Below are 16,890 nucleotides of genomic sequence, written 5' to 3' on the forward strand. Positions count from 1 at the left end.
GCACTCCTTAAGCGGCGCCGATGTGGCGCATAAGGCGCGTCTTCACATCGGGCGGGGTGATAGTGGGACGCGGCAGGCCATCGGGCGTACCACGGCGAATCGCCAGTCGTGCGAAGCGCGGACCATGAGGCGACGGCGCGGTTTCGAACAGCTCGTCGATCACGTTGACGTCGTCGCTTTCGACCGCCGACGCGTAACCGCACGCCGCGGCCACACCCGCAAACGAGACTTGCGACGACACCGTCGCCTGGCCGCCGGTCGAGTCGTGCGCGCCGTTATCGAGCAGCACGTGCGTGAGATTCGACGGGCCGTACGAGCCGAGCGTCGCGAACGCGCCCATGCGCATCAACGCGGCGCCATCGCCGTCGAGCGCGACCACGTGCAGGTCAGGGCGCGCAAGCGCCAGACCCAGCGCGAACGGCGTCACGCAACCCATCGAGCCGACCATGTACAACTGGTTGGGACGGTCGTCGATGGCATAGAGTTCGCGACCGCAGAAGCCGGTCGACGCGAGCACCACCGTCGATTCGAGCGGCGTGTGCGCGATGATTTTCTGCAGCGCGTCGTGACGTGAAGCCAAATCATTCGCCGCGATGTTTTTGAATTGCGAACGCGGCGCGACCGGCACGCGGCGAGCGCCCGTGGCGCCCTCTTTCAACTCGTACGGCGCCACGCTGCCTTTTTGCATCACGAGCGCGTACGGCCGGCCGGTTTCATCCATATGAGCAATCGCGCGATCCAGCGCCGGGCCGATCGCGTCGGCTTCGGTCGGGAAGGTCTCCCACGGAATCTCCATCGTATCGAGCATCGCGGGCGTGACCGGGCCCATCAGCGCGTGCTGCGGTTCGTCCGCGACGCCGGGTTGCCCGCGCCACGTCACGATCAGCAACTGCGGCAGACGGAAGGTCCACGTGAGAGAGGTCAACGGACTCACGGCATTGCCGAGGCCGGAGTTCTGCATCATCGTGATGCCGCGCCGGCCGTTCTGCGCGCCGAGCGTGACGCCCGCGATCAACGCGACCGCATCGCCTTCATTCGCCGCTGAGACGTAATGCAGCGACTCGTCCTGCAACACGTAGTTGATAAACGGCGTCAGATACGAGCACGGCACACCTGCATACCAGTCGAAGCCGCGTTCACGCGCCGCCTCGACGAACTGTGCTGCCTCGATCATTGCGCGGCTCCGCTGGCTGCGCCCTTGCGGTTGTCGGCCGCCGCCGCGAACGGCGCTTGTGCATGTGCGAAATCGCCGGCACGACGGAAGTCGTCCAGATCGTTCACACCGCGCCAGTGGCCATGCACGTATTGCACTTCGATCGATTCACCCGCTTCGATCAGCGCGTTCAGGAGCGTAGGCATATCGAGCGAATCGAAATCGGGGCGCGCCTGCAGTTTGCCGAGGACCGCTTGCAAACGCTCACGCCCCTCGCCGCGCACATTCAGCAGACCGACCCAGCGGCCATGCGGCGTTTGCGAAGCGATGGCCGACGCGGCCTCCAGCCCGCTCGACACATGACGCAGCGTGACCTTGTTGCCGAACAGCCCGCGATCGTCGGCTGCCGAGCACCATGCGAAGTCGCGCACGCTGGCGTTTTCCGCATCGGTCAGCGACGAATCGACCACCACGCTGAACGCGGCTTCGCTCTCGACCAGGTCGCGCAGAATGTAGCTGCGGAACAGCAGATCGCCGTAGGAGATGACCGTATCGCCCGCGAGCTTGTCGACGGCGCAGGCGAGCGACGCCAGCTCGCCGGTTTGCGCGTGACGTTCGTTGACGACCAGCTTGATGCCGGCCGTATCGATCGCATCGGCGCGATAACCGCCGACCACGGTGATGTCGTTGACGCTCTGCTTCTTGAACGCATCGATGAGCCAGCGCAACAGCGGCTTGCCCGCGATCGGCAGCATGACTTTCGGACGATCTTCAGTGACGGCTTCGAGGCCCTTGCCGCGGCTGGCCGCGAGCACGATGGCGGAGCCCGCCGAGCGTCCGCTCGACAGATAGCGGTCTTCGGCTTCCGAGTATTCGTCGGCGTCTTGCAGACGGAAGATTTCGTTGACGGCCGCGATGCTGTCTTCGACGTTGACGAGCGTTTCGCTCGAATGAATTTCCTTGGCGACGGCCTGCATGGCCGAGGTCGCCGCGCGGATCAGATGATTTGCCCAGATAACCGTGCTGATGCCGGCTTCGCGGAACACTTCGGTGGGCGTGCTGTAGTACTTGGTCGGCACGATGACGAGCGGCCCGCGGCCGGCCCACTCGCGCGCGAACTCGAGGATTTCATCGGGACGCGAGAGCTTGCTGTGAATCAGGATCGCGTCGGCGCCGGCTTGCCGATAGGCTTCCGCGCGACGCAGTGCTTCGTCCATGCCCCAGCCGGCAATCAGTGCTTCGACGCGTGCGACGATCGAGAAATTTTCATCCGACTGCGAGTCTTTACCTGCTTTGATCTTGCCGCAGAACTCGTCCATATCGGCGAGCGGCTGCGCTTCGCCGTTGATGAAGCTATTCGTTTTCGGGAATTGCTTGTCTTCGATGCAGACGCCGGCGATGCCGCGTTGTTCGAGCTTGCGCACGAGACGTCGCACGTTGTTGAAGTTACCGTAGCCGGTGTCGCCATCGAGGAGGATGGGGAGATCACTGGCGTCGGCCATGAATTCGAGGTTGTCGACGACTTGCGTCCAACTGGCTTCGTTGTTGTCGCGCACGCCGAATTGGGCGGAGATCGCGAGACCCGAACCCCAGATCGCCTTGAAGCCGGCTTCGCGGACGATACGGGCGGAGAGACCGTTGTGGGCCTCCATCATGAATTCGAGTTCGTTGCTGATGAGCATCTGGCGCAGGCGTGCGCTGCGCGAAGCGGAGATGAAAGCGGGTTCGCGGGCGTTCATTTTTTTGACTCCTGTTGGCGGGCTTATTGGGGCTCTTTTTTGCCCGGCTGGTGCTGGAAAATGGCGACTATAGCTGAAATCGTTTTTATTCGGCGTTGAAGCGGTATTGGGGGTTTTTGATGTTGTTATTAAGTGGGGAAATGTGTTGTTTTTTGCATTTCATGCAATGGCGTTTGGGTTTGGATTTTTTTGGCGTTATGTGGAGGAATGTGATTTGGCCCTGCGGGGCTTGGGGTTTGGGGTGGTTTTTTTGTTTTTCTTATTTGATTTTGATTTTAATTTTTTATATTGTCTTTGCTTATTATGATTCTTTATTAATTAAGTTATTTGGCTATTAGCGTTTGCCCCTGCGCGGGGCAGCGCTTTTGTCCGTGTTCTTATGGCTTTGGCCTTTCCTTGATTTGCTAGTGGTCTATTAGCGTTGCCCCTGTGCGGGGCGGCACCTACTTCTCTTTGCCGGCTGCAAAGAGAAGTAGGCAAGAGAAAGCAGCTCAAACCGCTAATGCTAAGTGGGCGCCGTGGTCTGCTGCGGGTAGTGGTGCATCTGGAATCCGTGTTCTCGCACATTCCGCGTGAGTGACAAAGGACTCATCAGCTCCCACTCCGCACTGCGTGCGTCGCGGACGGGTCTGCATGGGAAACCACCGGCTTCGGTTCCGCGCCGTGGGGGCCGTCGGCTTCGCCTCGGCGACGCGCCTCTGCACTCATAGGCGAAGCCCGCCTCGAATCAAGTTGCGCGATGCCGTAGTGACAATCACAGTTGCAGTTCCAATCACAATCGCGGAGGCGGAGGTGAAGCAATGATGGGCCACGGCCCGGTGGCGAGACGAGGCACCAAAACGTAGCGGGTGGTTTTAAGAAATACGCTTCGGCGCGCGCAGCGCCGCCGGAAGTATGACGCCCTTGTCACTGGCGTATGCAGGGGCACGAACACAGATTCCAGATGCGCCACTACCCGCAGCAGACCACGGGCCCCACTTAGCAGTAGCGGTTTGAGCTGCTTTCTCTTGCCTACTTCTCTTTGCAGCTATGTCTCCGGTCTATACACAGCCGGCAAAGAGAAGTAGGTGCCGCCCCGCACAGGGGCAACGCTAATAGACCACTAACAATTCAAGGAAAGGCCAACACCCCAGGAACACAGACAGCAAGCGCCGCGCAGGCAAAAAACCAATCAAAAGGCCAACGCCGTAGGCAACCAAACACCACCCCCAATTAGTCAGACAAAAACAACGGGTTTCCCCTCCCCTGCGGAGCAAAGCAAAACAAGCCGTAAACACAGTCAGCAACAAGCCACTCGCTGCAAGCGAAAAAGCAAAGAGCGAAAAGCGAAGTGCCCACCCTGACCGACCACCTCGCGAAAGCGAAAGCAAAAGCGAAAGCAAAAAGCCCATTGCTATGACTCTGAACAAAAAACTAGCCTCAATGATCGCGGTCCTCTGGACCGGCCTGATCCTGATCGGCGGCTTCGGCGCATGGCAAAACCGCGCGTCGATGATCTCGGATCGCCGCGATCAACTCGTCGCGCTGATCGACCAGGCCAATCACATCGTCAACCGCTACTACACCCTCGCCCAGCAGCACACGATCACCGAAGACGAAGCCAAAAAGCAGGCGCTCGAAACGATAGCCGCCATGCGCTACGGCAAGGACGGCTATATCTCCGTCAACAACTCGCAATCGGTCATGCTGATGCACCCGATCAAGCCGGAACTGGTCGGCAAGAACATGGCGCAATTCACCGATCCGGCCGGTAATCATCTGTTCATGGATATCGTCACCGCAGGCAATCACGACGGCGGCGGCTATGTCGACTATCTCTGGGCCAAACCCGGCAGCGACAAACCCGTGGCGAAAACCAGCTTCTCGCGCCACTTCGAGCCGTGGGACTGGTATCTCGTCACCGGCATGTACATGGACGACGTGCAGCGCGCGTTCTACGCCAACCTGCTGCGCTGGCTCGTCATCACCCTGACGCTCGGCGCGATCGCCACGACCGTCATGGTGCTGGTGTTGCGCAGCATCCGCCGCACGCTCGGCGGCGACCTCGAAGTCGCGGTCGAAGCGGCTCAACTGATGGCGAGCGGCAACCTCGCCACGCGCGTGCCGCTGCAAGCGAACGACACCGGTGGCAGTCTGTTGCACGCGCTCCACACCATGCAGGCCGGTCTCGTCGATACGGTTTCGCGCGTGCGTCTCGGTACCGACAACATCAATATCGGCGCGACCGAAATCGCCGCCGGCAATACGGATCTGTCGCAACGCACCGAGGAACAGGCTGCGGCGCTCGTCGAAACGGCGTCGAGCATGGATCAGATGACGGTCAACGTGAAGCAGAACGCGGACAGCGCCCTGCAAGCGGCACAACTCGCCGGTCAGGCGGCGGATGTGGCCACGCGCGGCAGCCGCGTCGTCGACGACGTGGTCCGCACGATGGGCGAAATCACCAGCAGCTCGCGGCAGATCGGCGACATCATCGGCGTGATCGACGGCATCGCGTTCCAGACCAACATCCTCGCGCTTAACGCCGCGGTTGAAGCGGCTCGCGCGGGCGAACAGGGTCGCGGTTTCGCGGTGGTCGCCGCGGAAGTGCGCAGCCTCGCGCAGCGCTCGGCCACGGCCGCGAAGGAAATCAAGGCGTTGATCGAAACGTCCACCCATACCGTCGAAGCGGGTGCGTCGCTGGTCGCCAACGCCGGTTCGACCATGGGCGAGATCGTGCAGTCGGTGCGCCGCGTGAACGAAATCCTCGAGGAAATCAGCAACGCGTCGCGCGAACAGAGCGCGGGCATCGAACAGGTCAATCGCGCAGTCGGCGAAATGGATCAGGTTACGCAGCAAAATGCCGCGCTGGTCGAAGAAGCCACCGCCGCAGCCCATTCGCTGAAGGATCAGGTGGGTGTGTTGCGCGAGGCAATCTCGAGCTTCGCTTTGCCGGCCTGAGGCCGCCGGCTCTTTTCAGGCAGCGGGACACGAGCAGAAAAGAGGCGCACAAAAAGAAGGCGCTCAACAGGCAGAGAGCGCCTCTTTAACACGCCGCGTCGGAGTCGACGCATTAATCGAACGAGCCAGCCGCGCGGATTTTCAAGTCCACGCGGCTTTTTTGTGGCCGCCTGAGTTTGCGCCTGTGCATGCGCCGGCTTCGTCTCGCGGCTACGGCTATGCCCGTGTCTGCGACGGCGCCCCGTTCAACGAACGCTTACCCCGCCCGATCCCGCAACGAGGTTAAGCCGAATTTGGCATCGCCGAATTCGGCTTAAGGCATTTTCATCATGATCCGCCGCTTCCGATAATGGCCGCTTTTTCAACGCGCGCCTCGCGGCAAGCTCCCATGTGGGCCTCCCCTCTCGCGAGCGCCGTCCCACCAAGGCTCGCCGTCATGTTGCTCCACCTCCTCTACCTCGTTGCGATCGTCGCCGAAGCCATGTCCGGCGCATTGATGGGCATGCGCCGCGGCATGGACCGCTTCGGCCTGTGCCTCGTCGGCACCGTCACCGCGCTCGGCGGCGGCACAGTGCGCGACGTGCTGCTCGGTCACTATCCCCTTGCATGGATCTCGCATCCAGATTACGTTCTGATTACAATCGGGGCAGCGTCGGTTGCCGCGGCCAGCGCCAAATGGCTGCGCAACTGGCAACGGCTGTTCGTCACGGTCGACGCGATCGGCCTGATCGCGTTCACGGTTATCGGTTGCGACGTCGCAGCGACGCTGGACGTGAGCCCGGCGATCGTCGTGCTGGCCGGCGCGATTACCGGCGTGTGCGGCGGCATGCTGCGCGACCTGCTGTGCAACCAGATGCCGCTCGTGTTGCGTGAGGAGTTGTACGCCAGCATCGCGCTCGGCGCAGGCGCGCTGTACGTCGCACTACAAGCCTGCGACGTGGCGCCGGCGCAGGCTTCCATCGTGGTGCTGGCAGTCGGTTTCGCAGTGCGCATGCTGGCCGTGCGGTTTCGTTGGCAATTCAAGGTATTCACCGCCGCCGATTCCGGCGGCGCAGGCTAATCCCGCTGCACGCCACGCGCGTGTGGCTTTCGCTCGAGGAGCACGCTCGACAGTCACGCGCAACGGGCCACCGGCGTCGCCGGTTTCTCGCCTTCGCACTGCTGTTCGTTATCCGCACCCATGATCCAAAAGAAGAAATCGCAGTCGCACGATCCGTACGCGCCCGTCGCGAAGAACCAGTTGCTGGCCGCGCGCCTGCCCATGTGGCGTTCGAAACTTGTCGTCCTGCTGGTGTTCGGCGCGTTCGCGTCGCTGGCGGCGCGCGCGTTCTGGGTGCAGGTGGTCAATCAGGACTTCTACGTCGATCAGGGGCAAAAGCGCTATCAGCGCACGCTCGAACTCGACGCAACGCGTGGGCGAATCGTCGACCGTAATGGCTCGATGCTCGCCGTCAGCCTCGCGACCTACGAGATCTGGGCCTCGCCCAAGCTGCTCGACGAAGCCTCGTTCGCGCCGCTTTCGAAGCTGCTCGACCTGCCGCTGGCGGAACTGCGCCGGCGTCTGAACGGCGACAAAACCTTCGTGCTGCTCAAGCGCCAGGTGGATGCCGACACCGCCGATCATCTCAACAAACTGGGTCTCGCCGGCATCACGCAGATCGCGGATTCAAAGCGCTTTTATCCCGAAGGCGAATCGGCGGCGCACGTGGTCGGCTTCACGGATATCGAGGACAACGGCCAGGAAGGCGTCGAGCTCGCCGCCAACGAGCAACTGCTCGGCGTGCCGGGCCAGCGCGAAGTGATTCGCGACCGCCTGGGCCGGGTGGTGTCCGAGACCTGGCCGCTCGTGCCCGCGCAGAACGGCGACACCATCCACCTGACGATCGATCGGCGCATCCAGCAACTCGCCTATGCGCAACTGAAGGACGCCATCGCCAAACGTCACGCCGAGGCCGGCAGCGTGGTTGTGCTCGATGCGCGCAACGGCGAGATTCTCGCGCTCGCCAACTATCCGAGCTTCGATCCGAACGACCGCGCGCGGCTCACCGGGCGGCAACTGCGCAATCGCGCGGTCATCGACACCTTCGAGCCGGGCTCGACGATCAAGCCGGTCGTCGTCGCGCTGTCGATCGACGAGGGCAAGGTGCGGCCGCAAAGCATCATCGATACCGCGCCGGGGTGGTACAAGATCGGCCCGGCAGTGATTCACGACACGTCGAATCACGGCGCGATGACCGTCGCCGAAGCCGTGCAGAAGTCGAGCAATATCGCGCTCGCCAAGCTCGCCCTGAATCTGCCCGCTGAAAAGATCTGGAACAAGTATCAGGAGTACGGGCTTGGGTTGAGGCCCGAGCTGACCTTTCCGGGCGTCGCGTCGGGCAAGGTGCGTCCGTACAAACGCTGGCGTCCGATCGAACAGGCGACTATGGCGTATGGCTACGGCCTGTCCACTTCGCTACTGCAGATCGCGCAGGTCTATACCGCCTATGCCGGCGACGGCACCATGCATCACGTGAGTCTGTTGCGGACAGACAAAAACGCGGACGGGACCGCGAGCGCGAGTAGCGCGACGCAGGCCATGGATAAGGGCCATGCAGTCACAACGCCCGCCACCGCGCGCGCGATCCGTTCGATGCTTGAAATGGCCACCGGCGCTGGCGGCACAGGGCGCGCTGCGGCGGTGGAAGGCTACCGGATCGGCGGCAAAACCGGCACGGCGCGTAAGCAGGTCGGCGCGACTTACGCGAAAAACCGTTACCGCGCGCTGTTTGTCGGCATGGCGCCGATGAGCGACCCGCGGCTGATCGTCGCCGTGATGATCGACGACCCGGCCGGCAAGGCGTTCTATGGTGGGACGGTGGCCGGGCCGGTGTTCGGCGCGGTAACGGGTGGAGCGCTGCAATTGCTGGGGGTGCCGCCGGATGCGTGAGGAGAACCCGCTGCTCCGTGAAACGCGCCGCGCCGTTCCAGCCGCGACGGTTAGCGTGGCGCGTTATCGCTGCCCGCTTTCGCCAAGGCCTCGATGCGGTTACGGCCATTGCGTTTGGCCTGATACATCGCCCGATCGGCTTCTTCCATCATCGCGTGGCCGAGCGCGGGCGCGTCGGCTGGTGCACCCGTAATCGTGCGCGCCGCCACGCCGATCGACACGGTCAACGCGATGCGTTCGCCATGGTCGTCCTGCAAATCCAGCCTTTCGACAGCCAGCCGCACGCGCTCGGCGACCGTCAGCGCATCGGCCCGATCGCCTTGCAGCAGCGCGGTGAACTCTTCGCCGCCGTAGCGCGCCACGGTGTCGCCCAAGCGCACCTGCTGCCGCACGCACGCCGCCACTGCCGCCAGCGCGCGGTCGCCGGTCTGATGGCCGTAGGTGTCGTTGATCCGCTTGAAGCTGTCGATATCGATGAAAAGACACGCGACCGGCACGCCATACCGGACCGCGCGCATGATTTCCTCGCGCAGCCGTTCATCGAAGTAGCGGCGATTGGCGAGGCCGGTCAGCGAATCGGTCATACCGAGTTGCTTGAGCCGCTCACGATGCGCGACATTGTCGAGACTCGCCGTGACGATGCTCGCAAAGCGCTCCAGAATATCCGTAGCCATGCCTTCAGCGAAACGCGCCGGGTCGTCGCTGCACAGGCATAGATAGCCGCTGACGGTGTCGCCTGCGGCAAGGGGCAGCAAGATCGCGCTCGCCGGCGTGTCGGCGTCGCCGAAGAATGCGCGGCGCACCGTTTCATCCAGTTGGCCAAGCTTGCCCAGCCATGGCCGTCCCTCGTCGCACAAACCTTGGGCCGCAAGCCCTCCTTCGCGTGAAATTCTCAGATTGGTCTGGTCGAGCGCATCCAGAGCGCCCGGATCGAGCAGTTCGAGCAGCATCGGCGCGCGGTCGTCGAGCCACAATGTCACGCTCGCCAACGAGAACTCCTTCGGCAGATGGCTGAACAGCGTGTCGAGAAACGACGCGAAATCCTGCGCGCCGATCAACCTCAACTCGACGTTCTGGAAGCGGCGCAGCGTGCGCTCGTTGTGCTGCACGGTATCGACGAGCGAGCGCAGTCGGTCTGAAAGCGGCGTTTGAGCGAGATTCGTCACGTTATTGATGCGGGCCCGGAGGCGAAGCGGGGTCGGCGGCCCCAACCGCTGTAATAACGGCCAATTCCGCGAGGTCTTGAGGGTTGGATCGCCAGGTACGCAAATCAGCGCTTTAACGGGGCGATCAGGCAGAGGAATCAAGCGCGGGAATTTTGAGCGTGATCTTAAGTTTGGCTTAATTCTTACCTGTAACTATGGCATCCAACATCCCCTGTTGAGCCGCCAGAACATCGGCGGCGCTTTTTTTCTCAAGGGATGTCGCCGACGCGCCGATAGATGGACAGCATGCCTGCGAAGAAGGAGTCAAACGATGGTGGAAGACACGGTATTCGAGCATTTGCGCGCGATGCCCGGCAACGAATGGGTGCGCCAGATCCACTCGTGCAAGGTCTCGGATCCCTTGCAGCCCCCTTGGGGACGCTCGTACAGACTCGTCGAATGGACCATGAAGCACACCCCCGAATCGAGCCGCCGCGTGGTGCCGGCGGAAAGCACGCCACTCGAAATCGCACAGGCGGTTGTGTCGCACATTCCGGGGCGCCGCTTCTGCCAGCACGGCGACGATTAATCCCGTTGCCGGCAACCTGCCCTCAGTTTTTCGCGCTCTTCGCCATTTCTTCCTCAAACAGGGCGAATTCCTCCCCTGCGGCCTTTGCGACACTCGGCCGCTGCATCAACCGCTTGTAGTAAGCCGCCACCGCCGGCCATTGCGACAGATCGATGCCGCCATGCGACGCCCAGTTCAGCACGGTGACCAGATACGCGTCGCCCACGCTGAACGCGTCGAGCAGATACTCGCTTTGCGCCAGATGATCCTGCAGAACGCCTAGCCGCAACGCGGCCTTGTCGCGCGCATAGCGCTTCACATCTTCGGGCGCGCGCGCATCGAGCAGCGGCACGAACACCGCCTTGTGCAACTCCGTACTGATAAAACCCAGCCATTGCTGCAAGCGCGCGCGCTGTGCCGTGCCCGCGGCAGGCGCGAGCCGTGCGGCCGGAAAATGATCGGCCACATACGGCAGGATCGCCGTGTTTTCGGTCAACAGCCAGCCTTCGTCCGTACGCAGCACCGGCACCTGCCCGAGCGGACTGATCGGATAGAAGTCCGAGCCGTCCGACAACTGTTTCGACTTCGTGTCGACCTGAATGAACCCAGCCTGCGCCCCCGCCTCGTACAACGCGATTCGGGTGGCCAGTGAACAAGCGAGCGGCGAGAAGTACAGATCCATGGGGAATCCCCTGTCGTTGGTGTTTTTGTACTATATTGCATATAAATCACTTCCGCCATATTTTTATGCAGACCAGTACAAAAAAAGAGGTCCGCCCGCGCGGCCGTCCGCGTGCCTATGATTCCGACCAGGCGCTCGCCGATGCAAGAGACGTGTTCTGGCGCAGCGGCTATGCGGGCACCTCGCTGGATCAACTGAGCACCGCGACCGGTATGAACCGCCCGAGTCTGTACGGTGCATTCGGCGACAAACATGCGTTGTATCTGACCACGCTCGAACGTTATATCGAGGCCGGCCGGCTCGCGATGGTTCATGCACTCGACGAAGAACTGCCATTGCCGCAGGCCCTGCTGCGCGTTTATGACGGCGCGCTCGCGTGGTACTTGCCCGCCGACGGCGATCCGCTCGGCTGCTTCATGATCGGCACGGCCGCGGTCGAAGCGGTGGATGACGCCGAAGTCCGCGCAGCGCTTGCCGAAGGACTGCGCACCTACGACAAGGCCTTCGAGAAACGCTTCAAGCTGGCGCAGGCCGCAGGCGAACTGGCCGCCGATGCGCAACCGCCTCTTCTCGCAAAGATCGCATCGGCGATTTTGCACAGCCTCGCGTTACGCGCCCGCGCAGGCGATTCGCGCGCGTCGCTGCGGGCGACGGCGGTTGCAGGGGTGGCGTTGATATGTGGCAATGCGGGCGCGTTACCTGTGCCGGCAGCGGGCAAAACCACAGCGAAGGGACGTGGACGCTAGGCGGAAGGGGTTCGCTCGCGTCGTTCGGTTTCCGTTCAGATCACGGGCGGCCGAGGGTAGCCGGGCCTTTGCAATGCTTGACAGTCACGGCGAACGTTTATGCCTATGATGCGTTGATTCGCCCGACACGTCATGGTTTCGACATGAACTATCCGTACGACGTACTGACCGCTGCCTGTCTTTTCATCATCGTGATCTCCAGCTCCATCATGCTCGCGCTCACCTGAGCGAGCGTTGTAACGCCCCCTGCTGTAGGGGCTGCGAGCAGGTCAACGCGCGCTACGCGGTTCCGTAAAAAGACAGGATATACTGTACATATATACAGTACTTTTAGTCTGAACAATGCGCCTCCCTCCCTTCGAACCTCCCACGCTCGCCGAACTGCGCGCCTGGTGGCGCGCGCGCGACGAGCAGGCCATCCAGCGCCTCATCCTCGAGATTCAACGGCAGCGGCTCACGCTGCTGGAGTTGCGCAACCTGATCGACAGCGGCGTCCAGCAGGCGCGCGCCGCCGACCGCACGCTGGTCGAACGCGGCGAACCATTAATGACGTTACGCATACGGATCGCGCAGGAAGTGCTGCGCGTGGGTGATATCGACGATACGCGGCAGATGAGCCGCGCCGAACAGGAAAAGCTCGCCGTGCGCACCGAGGGCCAGATGGAATACGCGCGCGAAGGCCGCCTGAGGCGGCAGCGCCGGAATATCTAGTTCGAGTGTCGCAGCGTGTTTCCGCGCACTCGAACGAAAAACGGTGCGCGGCCCGGGTCAATGCCGCAGGGTCAGCGCGTTTGCGTGGCGACGCGCAGACCGAGCGAAATGAACAGCACGCCGATGATCTTGTTTTGCCAGCGGCCAAGCCATGTCAGGCGCTTGACGAGTTTGCCCAACGGACGAATCGTCAGCACGATCAGCGTTGTATAAAGCGCGCTCATGCCGACGAAGATCAGTCCGAGCGTCGTGAACTGCAGGAACGAAGAACCGTGCTCGGGACGAACGAACTGCGGCAGGAACGCGAGGAAAAACAGCGCGGTCTTGGGATTCAACACTTCGGCAGGGATCGCCTGAAAGAAGGCCTTGGAAGCGGACACCGGCGCGACTGCCGGCACATGCGCGCTCGCCTGCTGTTCGCGCAAGGCGCGAATGCCAAGATAGACGAGATAGGCGGCGCCGACGAATTTCACGGCATTGAAGGCGAGTGCCGACGTCATCAGCAAGGCCGACAGGCCAATCGATGCAGCTAACGTGTGGATGAAATCGCCAACGGCGATGCCCAGACCGGTGAGTATGCCGGCCTTGCGCCCACCATGCACCGTGCGGGTCAAAACCAGCAGCACGGCCGGACCGGGAATCAGAAAGAGCCCTAGTACAACGGCAACGAAGGTTCCTAGCGTAGAAAGATCAAGCATGTCGTCTCCTGGGTGGCGCGCCCGGTTCAGCGGACAGGCGCGCGTTCAGCGGACGATTGTAGATCGTTCGGCGATTCCCCGCCGACGATCCGTTACCATTGCGGGCACAGGGCCGCATACGCTCCAAATGCGGCCCGCATTTTTTCATCCACTGAAGTCTTTGCCTTGCCCACCTACACCTTGCCCGCGCCGCTCTCCGCGGAACTCGAGATTCGCAAGAGCCGTTTCATCGCGCACGCGATACCGGTCGCCGACCGCGACGCCGCGATGGCCGAGTTGCGGCGTCTGCGCGACGAGCATCCCGGCGCGACGCATGTCTGCTGGGCGCTGCTGGCAGGTGGCCAGTCAGGCATGTCCGACGACGGTGAGCCGTCCGGCACCGCGGGCCGGCCGATTCTCGAAGTGCTGCGGCATCATGATCTGGACGGCGTGCTGGCGGCCGTCGTGCGGTATTACGGCGGCGTGAAGCTGGGCGCCGGCGGGTTGGTGCGAGCGTATACCGACGCGATTGCCTCGGTTCTATTGGACGCGCCGCGGGTGGAGAGGGTTGCCCAGGTAACGCTGATCGTCGAAGTGGGCTATGCCGATGAAGCTAAGGTGCGCAGATGGATCGAGGCTGAAGGTTACGGACTTGTGGACAGTGCCTACGGGATGCTGGTGAAGATGACTGTCCGCCTGCCCGTCAATGCGGTAGATGATGCCCGGCTAGCTCTGGTGGATATGACCCAGGGGAAAGCTGGGTTTTTTTGATCACGTTGCCCTCCGAGCGGGGCTGCTTCAATCGCTCGAGAATTCCCGACCCTGATCCAGGTAATGACCCAACTAAGGACCCAACTAAGAAGATGCACGGGATCGGCTCGCTGTTACCATGCTGCTCTGTACCGGAATGACTCCACTTAAAAGGCAATTCCTCTGACCTCGACCGCCGCTTTTTCCAGCACAGCGCCCGAGTCGCCGCAACAGAGTCAGTCTCTGCGGCCGTCGCTCGGTCCCATGCGTCCGGCCCTGAGATCCGCTGTGCTCAAGGGTTGCGGCGTCGTCGCACTGCCGTTGATGCTGTCCGCCTGCTCCTGGTCGTGGTTCGGCCTGAATTGCGCACCGCGCGCAGCCGCCCATCCAACCGGCTGGCTCAGCGTCGCGCCCGCCAGCGATTTCGCCTACATGCCGGCTCGCAACGGCCAGGTTTCGCCGAACCGGATCGAAAACACGGCGATGACCGGCATCGTGCTAAAAAGCGATATCAACGAGGCCGTGCGCAACAGCATTGCCAGCAGCTTGCAGGTCGCGGGCTTTCATCTCACCGAAGACAGGAAGGTGCTGAGCGGCAGCATCGAGAAGTTCACGGTGGACGACGCGCGGTCGCCGGCGTTCTGGACGCTGAAAATGCGCTACATCGTGACCGATGCCGCGACCCAGAAGGTTGTGTTCTCAACCACCAAGACGGTCCGGCAGAAATCGCCTAAATTCACGAGCAATACCATCGCCATCGAAGACACGGTCAAGCTGAGCGTCGAAGCGTTGATCAGCGACCCAGGCTTCGTTAATTCGGTGAATTAAGCGGACGGACTGAATCGGCGCCATCCGCCGATTCGCTACAATCGGGAAATATCGAGGGAAACGCGAAAATCGCGCAGAATCGAAGCGCCGCTGGCGCCTGCCGCCTCGCGTGCCCGATTCGGCAACCCTGCCCCCTTCCCCGTGCGAGCCGTCATGTCTATCACCACCTGGCTGTTCTTCCTGCCCGCCTGCTTCGCGATCAACCTCGCGCCCGGCCCGAACAATCTTCTATCGATCAACGTTGCTGCGCGTCACGGCTTCATGACAGCTTTCGTCGGCGGCACCGGCCGGCTGGTCGCGTTCGCGTTGATGCTGGTGTTGGCTGCGACCGGCCTTGCCGTCGTGCTGCACGCATCCGAGTGGTTCTTTCTCGCGATTAAACTGGCCGGCGCCGCGTATCTGATCTGGCTTGCCATTCAGTTGTGGCGCAGCGACGCGCCCGCTATCGATACGATCCAGCAGGACGACGCGTCGCTCTGGCGGATTGCGCGGCAGGAGTGTCTCGTGGCCGCGGGCAATCCGAAGGCAATTCTGGTTTTCACCGCCTTTTTGCCGCAGTTCGTCGATATCGCCAAACCGATGCTGCCGCAGTTCGCGGTACTCGGCGCGAGCTTTCTGGTCCTCGAATGGGTGGCGATCGCGCTGTATTCGTGGGCCGGGATGCACCTTGGCAAGTGGCTCGTTCGCGCCAAGGTTCGCCGGTGGTTCAATCGCTGCTGCGGGACGTTTCTGGCGGCTATCGGCGTGAGCTTTCTGCTGGTTCGGCGGACATAAAGCGCTTGAACTCAAAGCTTGATATTCAGCTTTCCGAATTATCTGTCCAGCAACACCTCGGCTGTACGACGCCTTCTAGCTCCGTTGAAACCCGAGTGGCAGTCGGCCTGTTCCTGCAACCATAAACAATAGCTAATGCACGATCGCAGAAACTTTAACTGTCAGTAATCGTCCTGCACCCTTATGCTCGAAGAATGACCCGCCGCCTCGGCAGAACCATGCGCGGCATCGGACAAGCGACTTCTCATAGTCATAGGGGCGGCATCATGAAGATCTGTATCTTCGGAGCAGGAGCGATTGGCGGTTTGATGGGCGTGCAACTGGCGCGTGCCGGCGCGGATGTGAGTTTCGTCGCGCGCGGCGCGCATCTTGCTGCAATGCGCGAACACGGCGCGCGCCTGATCATGGACGGCGAGACGATCAGCACGCCGGTACGCTGCACGTCCGACCCGCGCGAACTCGGCGTGCAAGACTTCGTGATCATCACGCTGAAGGCGCACTCGCTGCCCGGCGTAGTCGACGCGATGCAGCCGCTCCTCGGCAAGCACACGGCCATCGTTACCGGCGTCAACGGCATTCCCTACTGGTACTTTTATCAGCACGGCGGAAAATTCGCCGGCACGCGCCTCGCCAGCATCGACCCGGACGGCAGCCAATGGACCAAACTCGGACCAGAACGCGCGATCGGCTGCGTGCTGTATCCCGCTGCGGAGATCGTCGAGCCGGGCGTCATCAAGCACGTGTACGGCAAGAAATTCCCGATCGGCGAGCCGAGCGGCGAACGCACGCCGCGCATTCAGCAGTTGCACGAGATCATGCAGGCAGCAGGATTCGACGCACCGATTCGCGACAATATCCGTGACGAAATCTGGCTTAAGCTGTGGGGCAACCTTTGCTTCAATCCGATCAGCGCATTGACCCACGCCACGCTCGACATCCTCACCAGCGACCCCGGCACGCGTGCGGTATCACGCACGATGATGCTGGAAGCCAAGCGCATTGCGGATCAGTTCGGCGTGCATTTTCGCGTGGATGTGGAAAAACGCATCGACGGTGCGGGTGCGGTCGGCGCGCATAAGACCTCGACGCTGGTCGATCTGGAGAATCGCCGTCCGATGGAGATCGATCCGCTACTGACGGTGGTGCAGGAAATGGGCCGTCTCGTTGCCGAGCCCACGCCGACTATCGACGTCGTGCTCGCCCTCATCAAGCTGCGCGAACGGATGGCATTGCAGGGCGACTGAGATT

The 16,890-nt window shown here is 62.1% G+C and carries 16 protein-coding genes; 11 read left to right on the top strand and 5 right to left on the bottom strand.

The window, feature by feature from the left end; translation table 11 throughout:
• Window positions 1–7: 7 nt before the first annotated feature.
• Together aepY and aepX are read right to left on the bottom strand one after the other, a co-directional pair.
• Window positions 8–1,174, bottom strand: a complete 1,167-nt coding sequence (gene aepY / locus P3T25_RS09665; protein WP_429357993.1) for a phosphonopyruvate decarboxylase — start codon at window positions 1,172–1,174, stop codon at window positions 8–10.
• Complete coding sequence (gene aepX / locus P3T25_RS09670; protein WP_429357994.1) at window positions 1,171–2,892, bottom strand: phosphoenolpyruvate mutase; 1,722 nt, start codon at window positions 2,890–2,892, stop codon at window positions 1,171–1,173. The genes aepY and aepX overlap by 4 nt, the downstream gene beginning before the upstream one ends.
• 1,395 nt (window positions 2,893–4,287) lie before the next feature.
• On the opposite strand from aepX, the gene P3T25_RS09675 reads away from it, so the two are divergent.
• From P3T25_RS09675 to P3T25_RS09685, 3 genes are all read left to right on the top strand, one after another.
• Window positions 4,288–5,832, top strand: a complete 1,545-nt coding sequence (locus P3T25_RS09675) for a methyl-accepting chemotaxis protein (RefSeq protein ID WP_429357995.1) — start codon at window positions 4,288–4,290, stop codon at window positions 5,830–5,832.
• A 436-nt stretch (window positions 5,833–6,268) separates the two neighbouring features.
• A complete protein-coding gene (locus P3T25_RS09680) occupies window positions 6,269–6,892 on the top strand; it encodes a trimeric intracellular cation channel family protein (protein WP_154563600.1) in 624 nt (207 codons plus the stop codon).
• 120 nt (window positions 6,893–7,012) lie between these two features.
• Window positions 7,013–8,761: a peptidoglycan D,D-transpeptidase FtsI family protein gene (locus P3T25_RS09685; protein WP_429357996.1), complete on the top strand. Its 1,749-nt coding sequence runs from the start codon at window positions 7,013–7,015 to the stop codon at window positions 8,759–8,761.
• 50 nt (window positions 8,762–8,811) lie between these two features.
• Here the strand turns inward: P3T25_RS09685 and P3T25_RS09690 are convergent, their stop codons facing one another.
• Complete coding sequence (locus P3T25_RS09690) at window positions 8,812–9,927, bottom strand: diguanylate cyclase (protein ID WP_429357997.1); 1,116 nt, start codon at window positions 9,925–9,927, stop codon at window positions 8,812–8,814.
• Between the two features lie 310 nt (window positions 9,928–10,237).
• Between P3T25_RS09690 and P3T25_RS09695 the strand changes: the two genes are divergently transcribed.
• Complete coding sequence (locus P3T25_RS09695) at window positions 10,238–10,495, top strand: DUF2866 domain-containing protein (RefSeq protein ID WP_093632986.1); 258 nt, start codon at window positions 10,238–10,240, stop codon at window positions 10,493–10,495.
• A 22-nt stretch (window positions 10,496–10,517) separates the two neighbouring features.
• On the opposite strand, the gene P3T25_RS09700 is transcribed toward P3T25_RS09695, so the two are convergent.
• Entirely contained in the window at window positions 10,518–11,156 is a 639-nt protein-coding gene (locus P3T25_RS09700; RefSeq protein ID WP_154563597.1) for a glutathione binding-like protein, read from the bottom strand.
• A 65-nt stretch (window positions 11,157–11,221) separates the two neighbouring features.
• Between P3T25_RS09700 and P3T25_RS09705 the strand changes: the two genes are divergently transcribed.
• The 3 genes from P3T25_RS09705 (at window position 11,222) to P3T25_RS09715 (ending at window position 12,613) form a co-directional block, all read left to right on the top strand.
• Entirely contained in the window at window positions 11,222–11,902 is a 681-nt protein-coding gene (locus P3T25_RS09705) for a TetR/AcrR family transcriptional regulator (RefSeq protein WP_429357998.1), read from the top strand.
• 68 nt (window positions 11,903–11,970) lie between these two features.
• On the top strand, window positions 11,971–12,129 hold the full coding sequence (locus P3T25_RS09710) for a hypothetical protein (RefSeq protein WP_154563593.1): 159 nt from the start codon (window positions 11,971–11,973) through the stop codon (window positions 12,127–12,129).
• Between the two features lie 115 nt (window positions 12,130–12,244).
• A complete protein-coding gene (locus P3T25_RS09715) occupies window positions 12,245–12,613 on the top strand; it encodes a hypothetical protein (RefSeq protein ID WP_429357999.1) in 369 nt (122 codons plus the stop codon).
• A gap of 71 nt (window positions 12,614–12,684) precedes the next feature.
• Here the strand turns inward: P3T25_RS09715 and P3T25_RS09720 are convergent, their stop codons facing one another.
• Window positions 12,685–13,311 (bottom strand): LysE family translocator, encoded by a 627-nt coding sequence (locus P3T25_RS09720; protein WP_429358000.1) that lies wholly within the window; start codon window positions 13,309–13,311, stop codon window positions 12,685–12,687.
• A 165-nt stretch (window positions 13,312–13,476) separates the two neighbouring features.
• Here P3T25_RS09720 and P3T25_RS09725 point away from each other — a divergent pair, with 165 nt between their 5' ends.
• The 4 genes from P3T25_RS09725 to P3T25_RS09740 all read left to right on the top strand — a co-directional run bounded on the left by P3T25_RS09725 (window position 13,477) and on the right by P3T25_RS09740 (window position 16,886).
• Entirely contained in the window at window positions 13,477–14,061 is a 585-nt protein-coding gene (locus tag P3T25_RS09725; protein WP_429358001.1) for an IMPACT family protein, read from the top strand.
• Between the two features lie 267 nt (window positions 14,062–14,328).
• Window positions 14,329–14,868, top strand: coding sequence for a hypothetical protein (locus P3T25_RS09730; protein ID WP_168435827.1), 540 nt, complete (start codon window positions 14,329–14,331; stop codon window positions 14,866–14,868).
• A 153-nt stretch (window positions 14,869–15,021) separates the two neighbouring features.
• Window positions 15,022–15,642, top strand: coding sequence for a LysE family translocator (locus tag P3T25_RS09735; protein ID WP_154563583.1), 621 nt, complete (start codon window positions 15,022–15,024; stop codon window positions 15,640–15,642).
• A gap of 266 nt (window positions 15,643–15,908) precedes the next feature.
• Window positions 15,909–16,886 (top strand): 2-dehydropantoate 2-reductase, encoded by a 978-nt coding sequence (locus P3T25_RS09740; RefSeq protein WP_154563581.1) that lies wholly within the window; start codon window positions 15,909–15,911, stop codon window positions 16,884–16,886.
• The last annotated feature ends 4 nt before the right edge of the window (window positions 16,887–16,890 follow it).

The sequence above is a fragment of the Paraburkholderia sp. GAS32 genome, from assembly GCF_050434225.1.
Classification (GTDB): domain Bacteria; phylum Pseudomonadota; class Gammaproteobacteria; order Burkholderiales; family Burkholderiaceae; genus Paraburkholderia; species Paraburkholderia madseniana.

Bases quoted from the DNA above. Each gene is read 5' to 3' on its own strand.
- aepY (WP_429357993.1), bottom strand. From the start codon at position 1,174: ATGATCGAGGCAGCACAGTTCGTCGAGGCGGCGCGTGAACGCGGCTTC.
- aepX (WP_429357994.1), bottom strand. From the start codon at position 2,892: ATGAACGCCCGCGAACCCGCTTTCATCTCCGCTTCGCGCAGCGCACGC.
- P3T25_RS09675 (WP_429357995.1), top strand. From the start codon at position 4,288: ATGACTCTGAACAAAAAACTAGCCTCAATGATCGCGGTCCTCTGGACC.
- P3T25_RS09680 (WP_154563600.1), top strand. From the start codon at position 6,269: ATGTTGCTCCACCTCCTCTACCTCGTTGCGATCGTCGCCGAAGCCATG.
- P3T25_RS09685 (WP_429357996.1), top strand. From the start codon at position 7,013: ATGATCCAAAAGAAGAAATCGCAGTCGCACGATCCGTACGCGCCCGTC.
- P3T25_RS09695 (WP_093632986.1), top strand. From the start codon at position 10,238: ATGGTGGAAGACACGGTATTCGAGCATTTGCGCGCGATGCCCGGCAAC.
- P3T25_RS09700 (WP_154563597.1), bottom strand. From the start codon at position 11,156: ATGGATCTGTACTTCTCGCCGCTCGCTTGTTCACTGGCCACCCGAATC.
- P3T25_RS09705 (WP_429357998.1), top strand. From the start codon at position 11,222: ATGCAGACCAGTACAAAAAAAGAGGTCCGCCCGCGCGGCCGTCCGCGT.
- P3T25_RS09715 (WP_429357999.1), top strand. From the start codon at position 12,245: ATGCGCCTCCCTCCCTTCGAACCTCCCACGCTCGCCGAACTGCGCGCC.
- P3T25_RS09720 (WP_429358000.1), bottom strand. From the start codon at position 13,311: ATGCTTGATCTTTCTACGCTAGGAACCTTCGTTGCCGTTGTACTAGGG.
- P3T25_RS09735 (WP_154563583.1), top strand. From the start codon at position 15,022: ATGTCTATCACCACCTGGCTGTTCTTCCTGCCCGCCTGCTTCGCGATC.
- P3T25_RS09740 (WP_154563581.1), top strand. From the start codon at position 15,909: ATGAAGATCTGTATCTTCGGAGCAGGAGCGATTGGCGGTTTGATGGGC.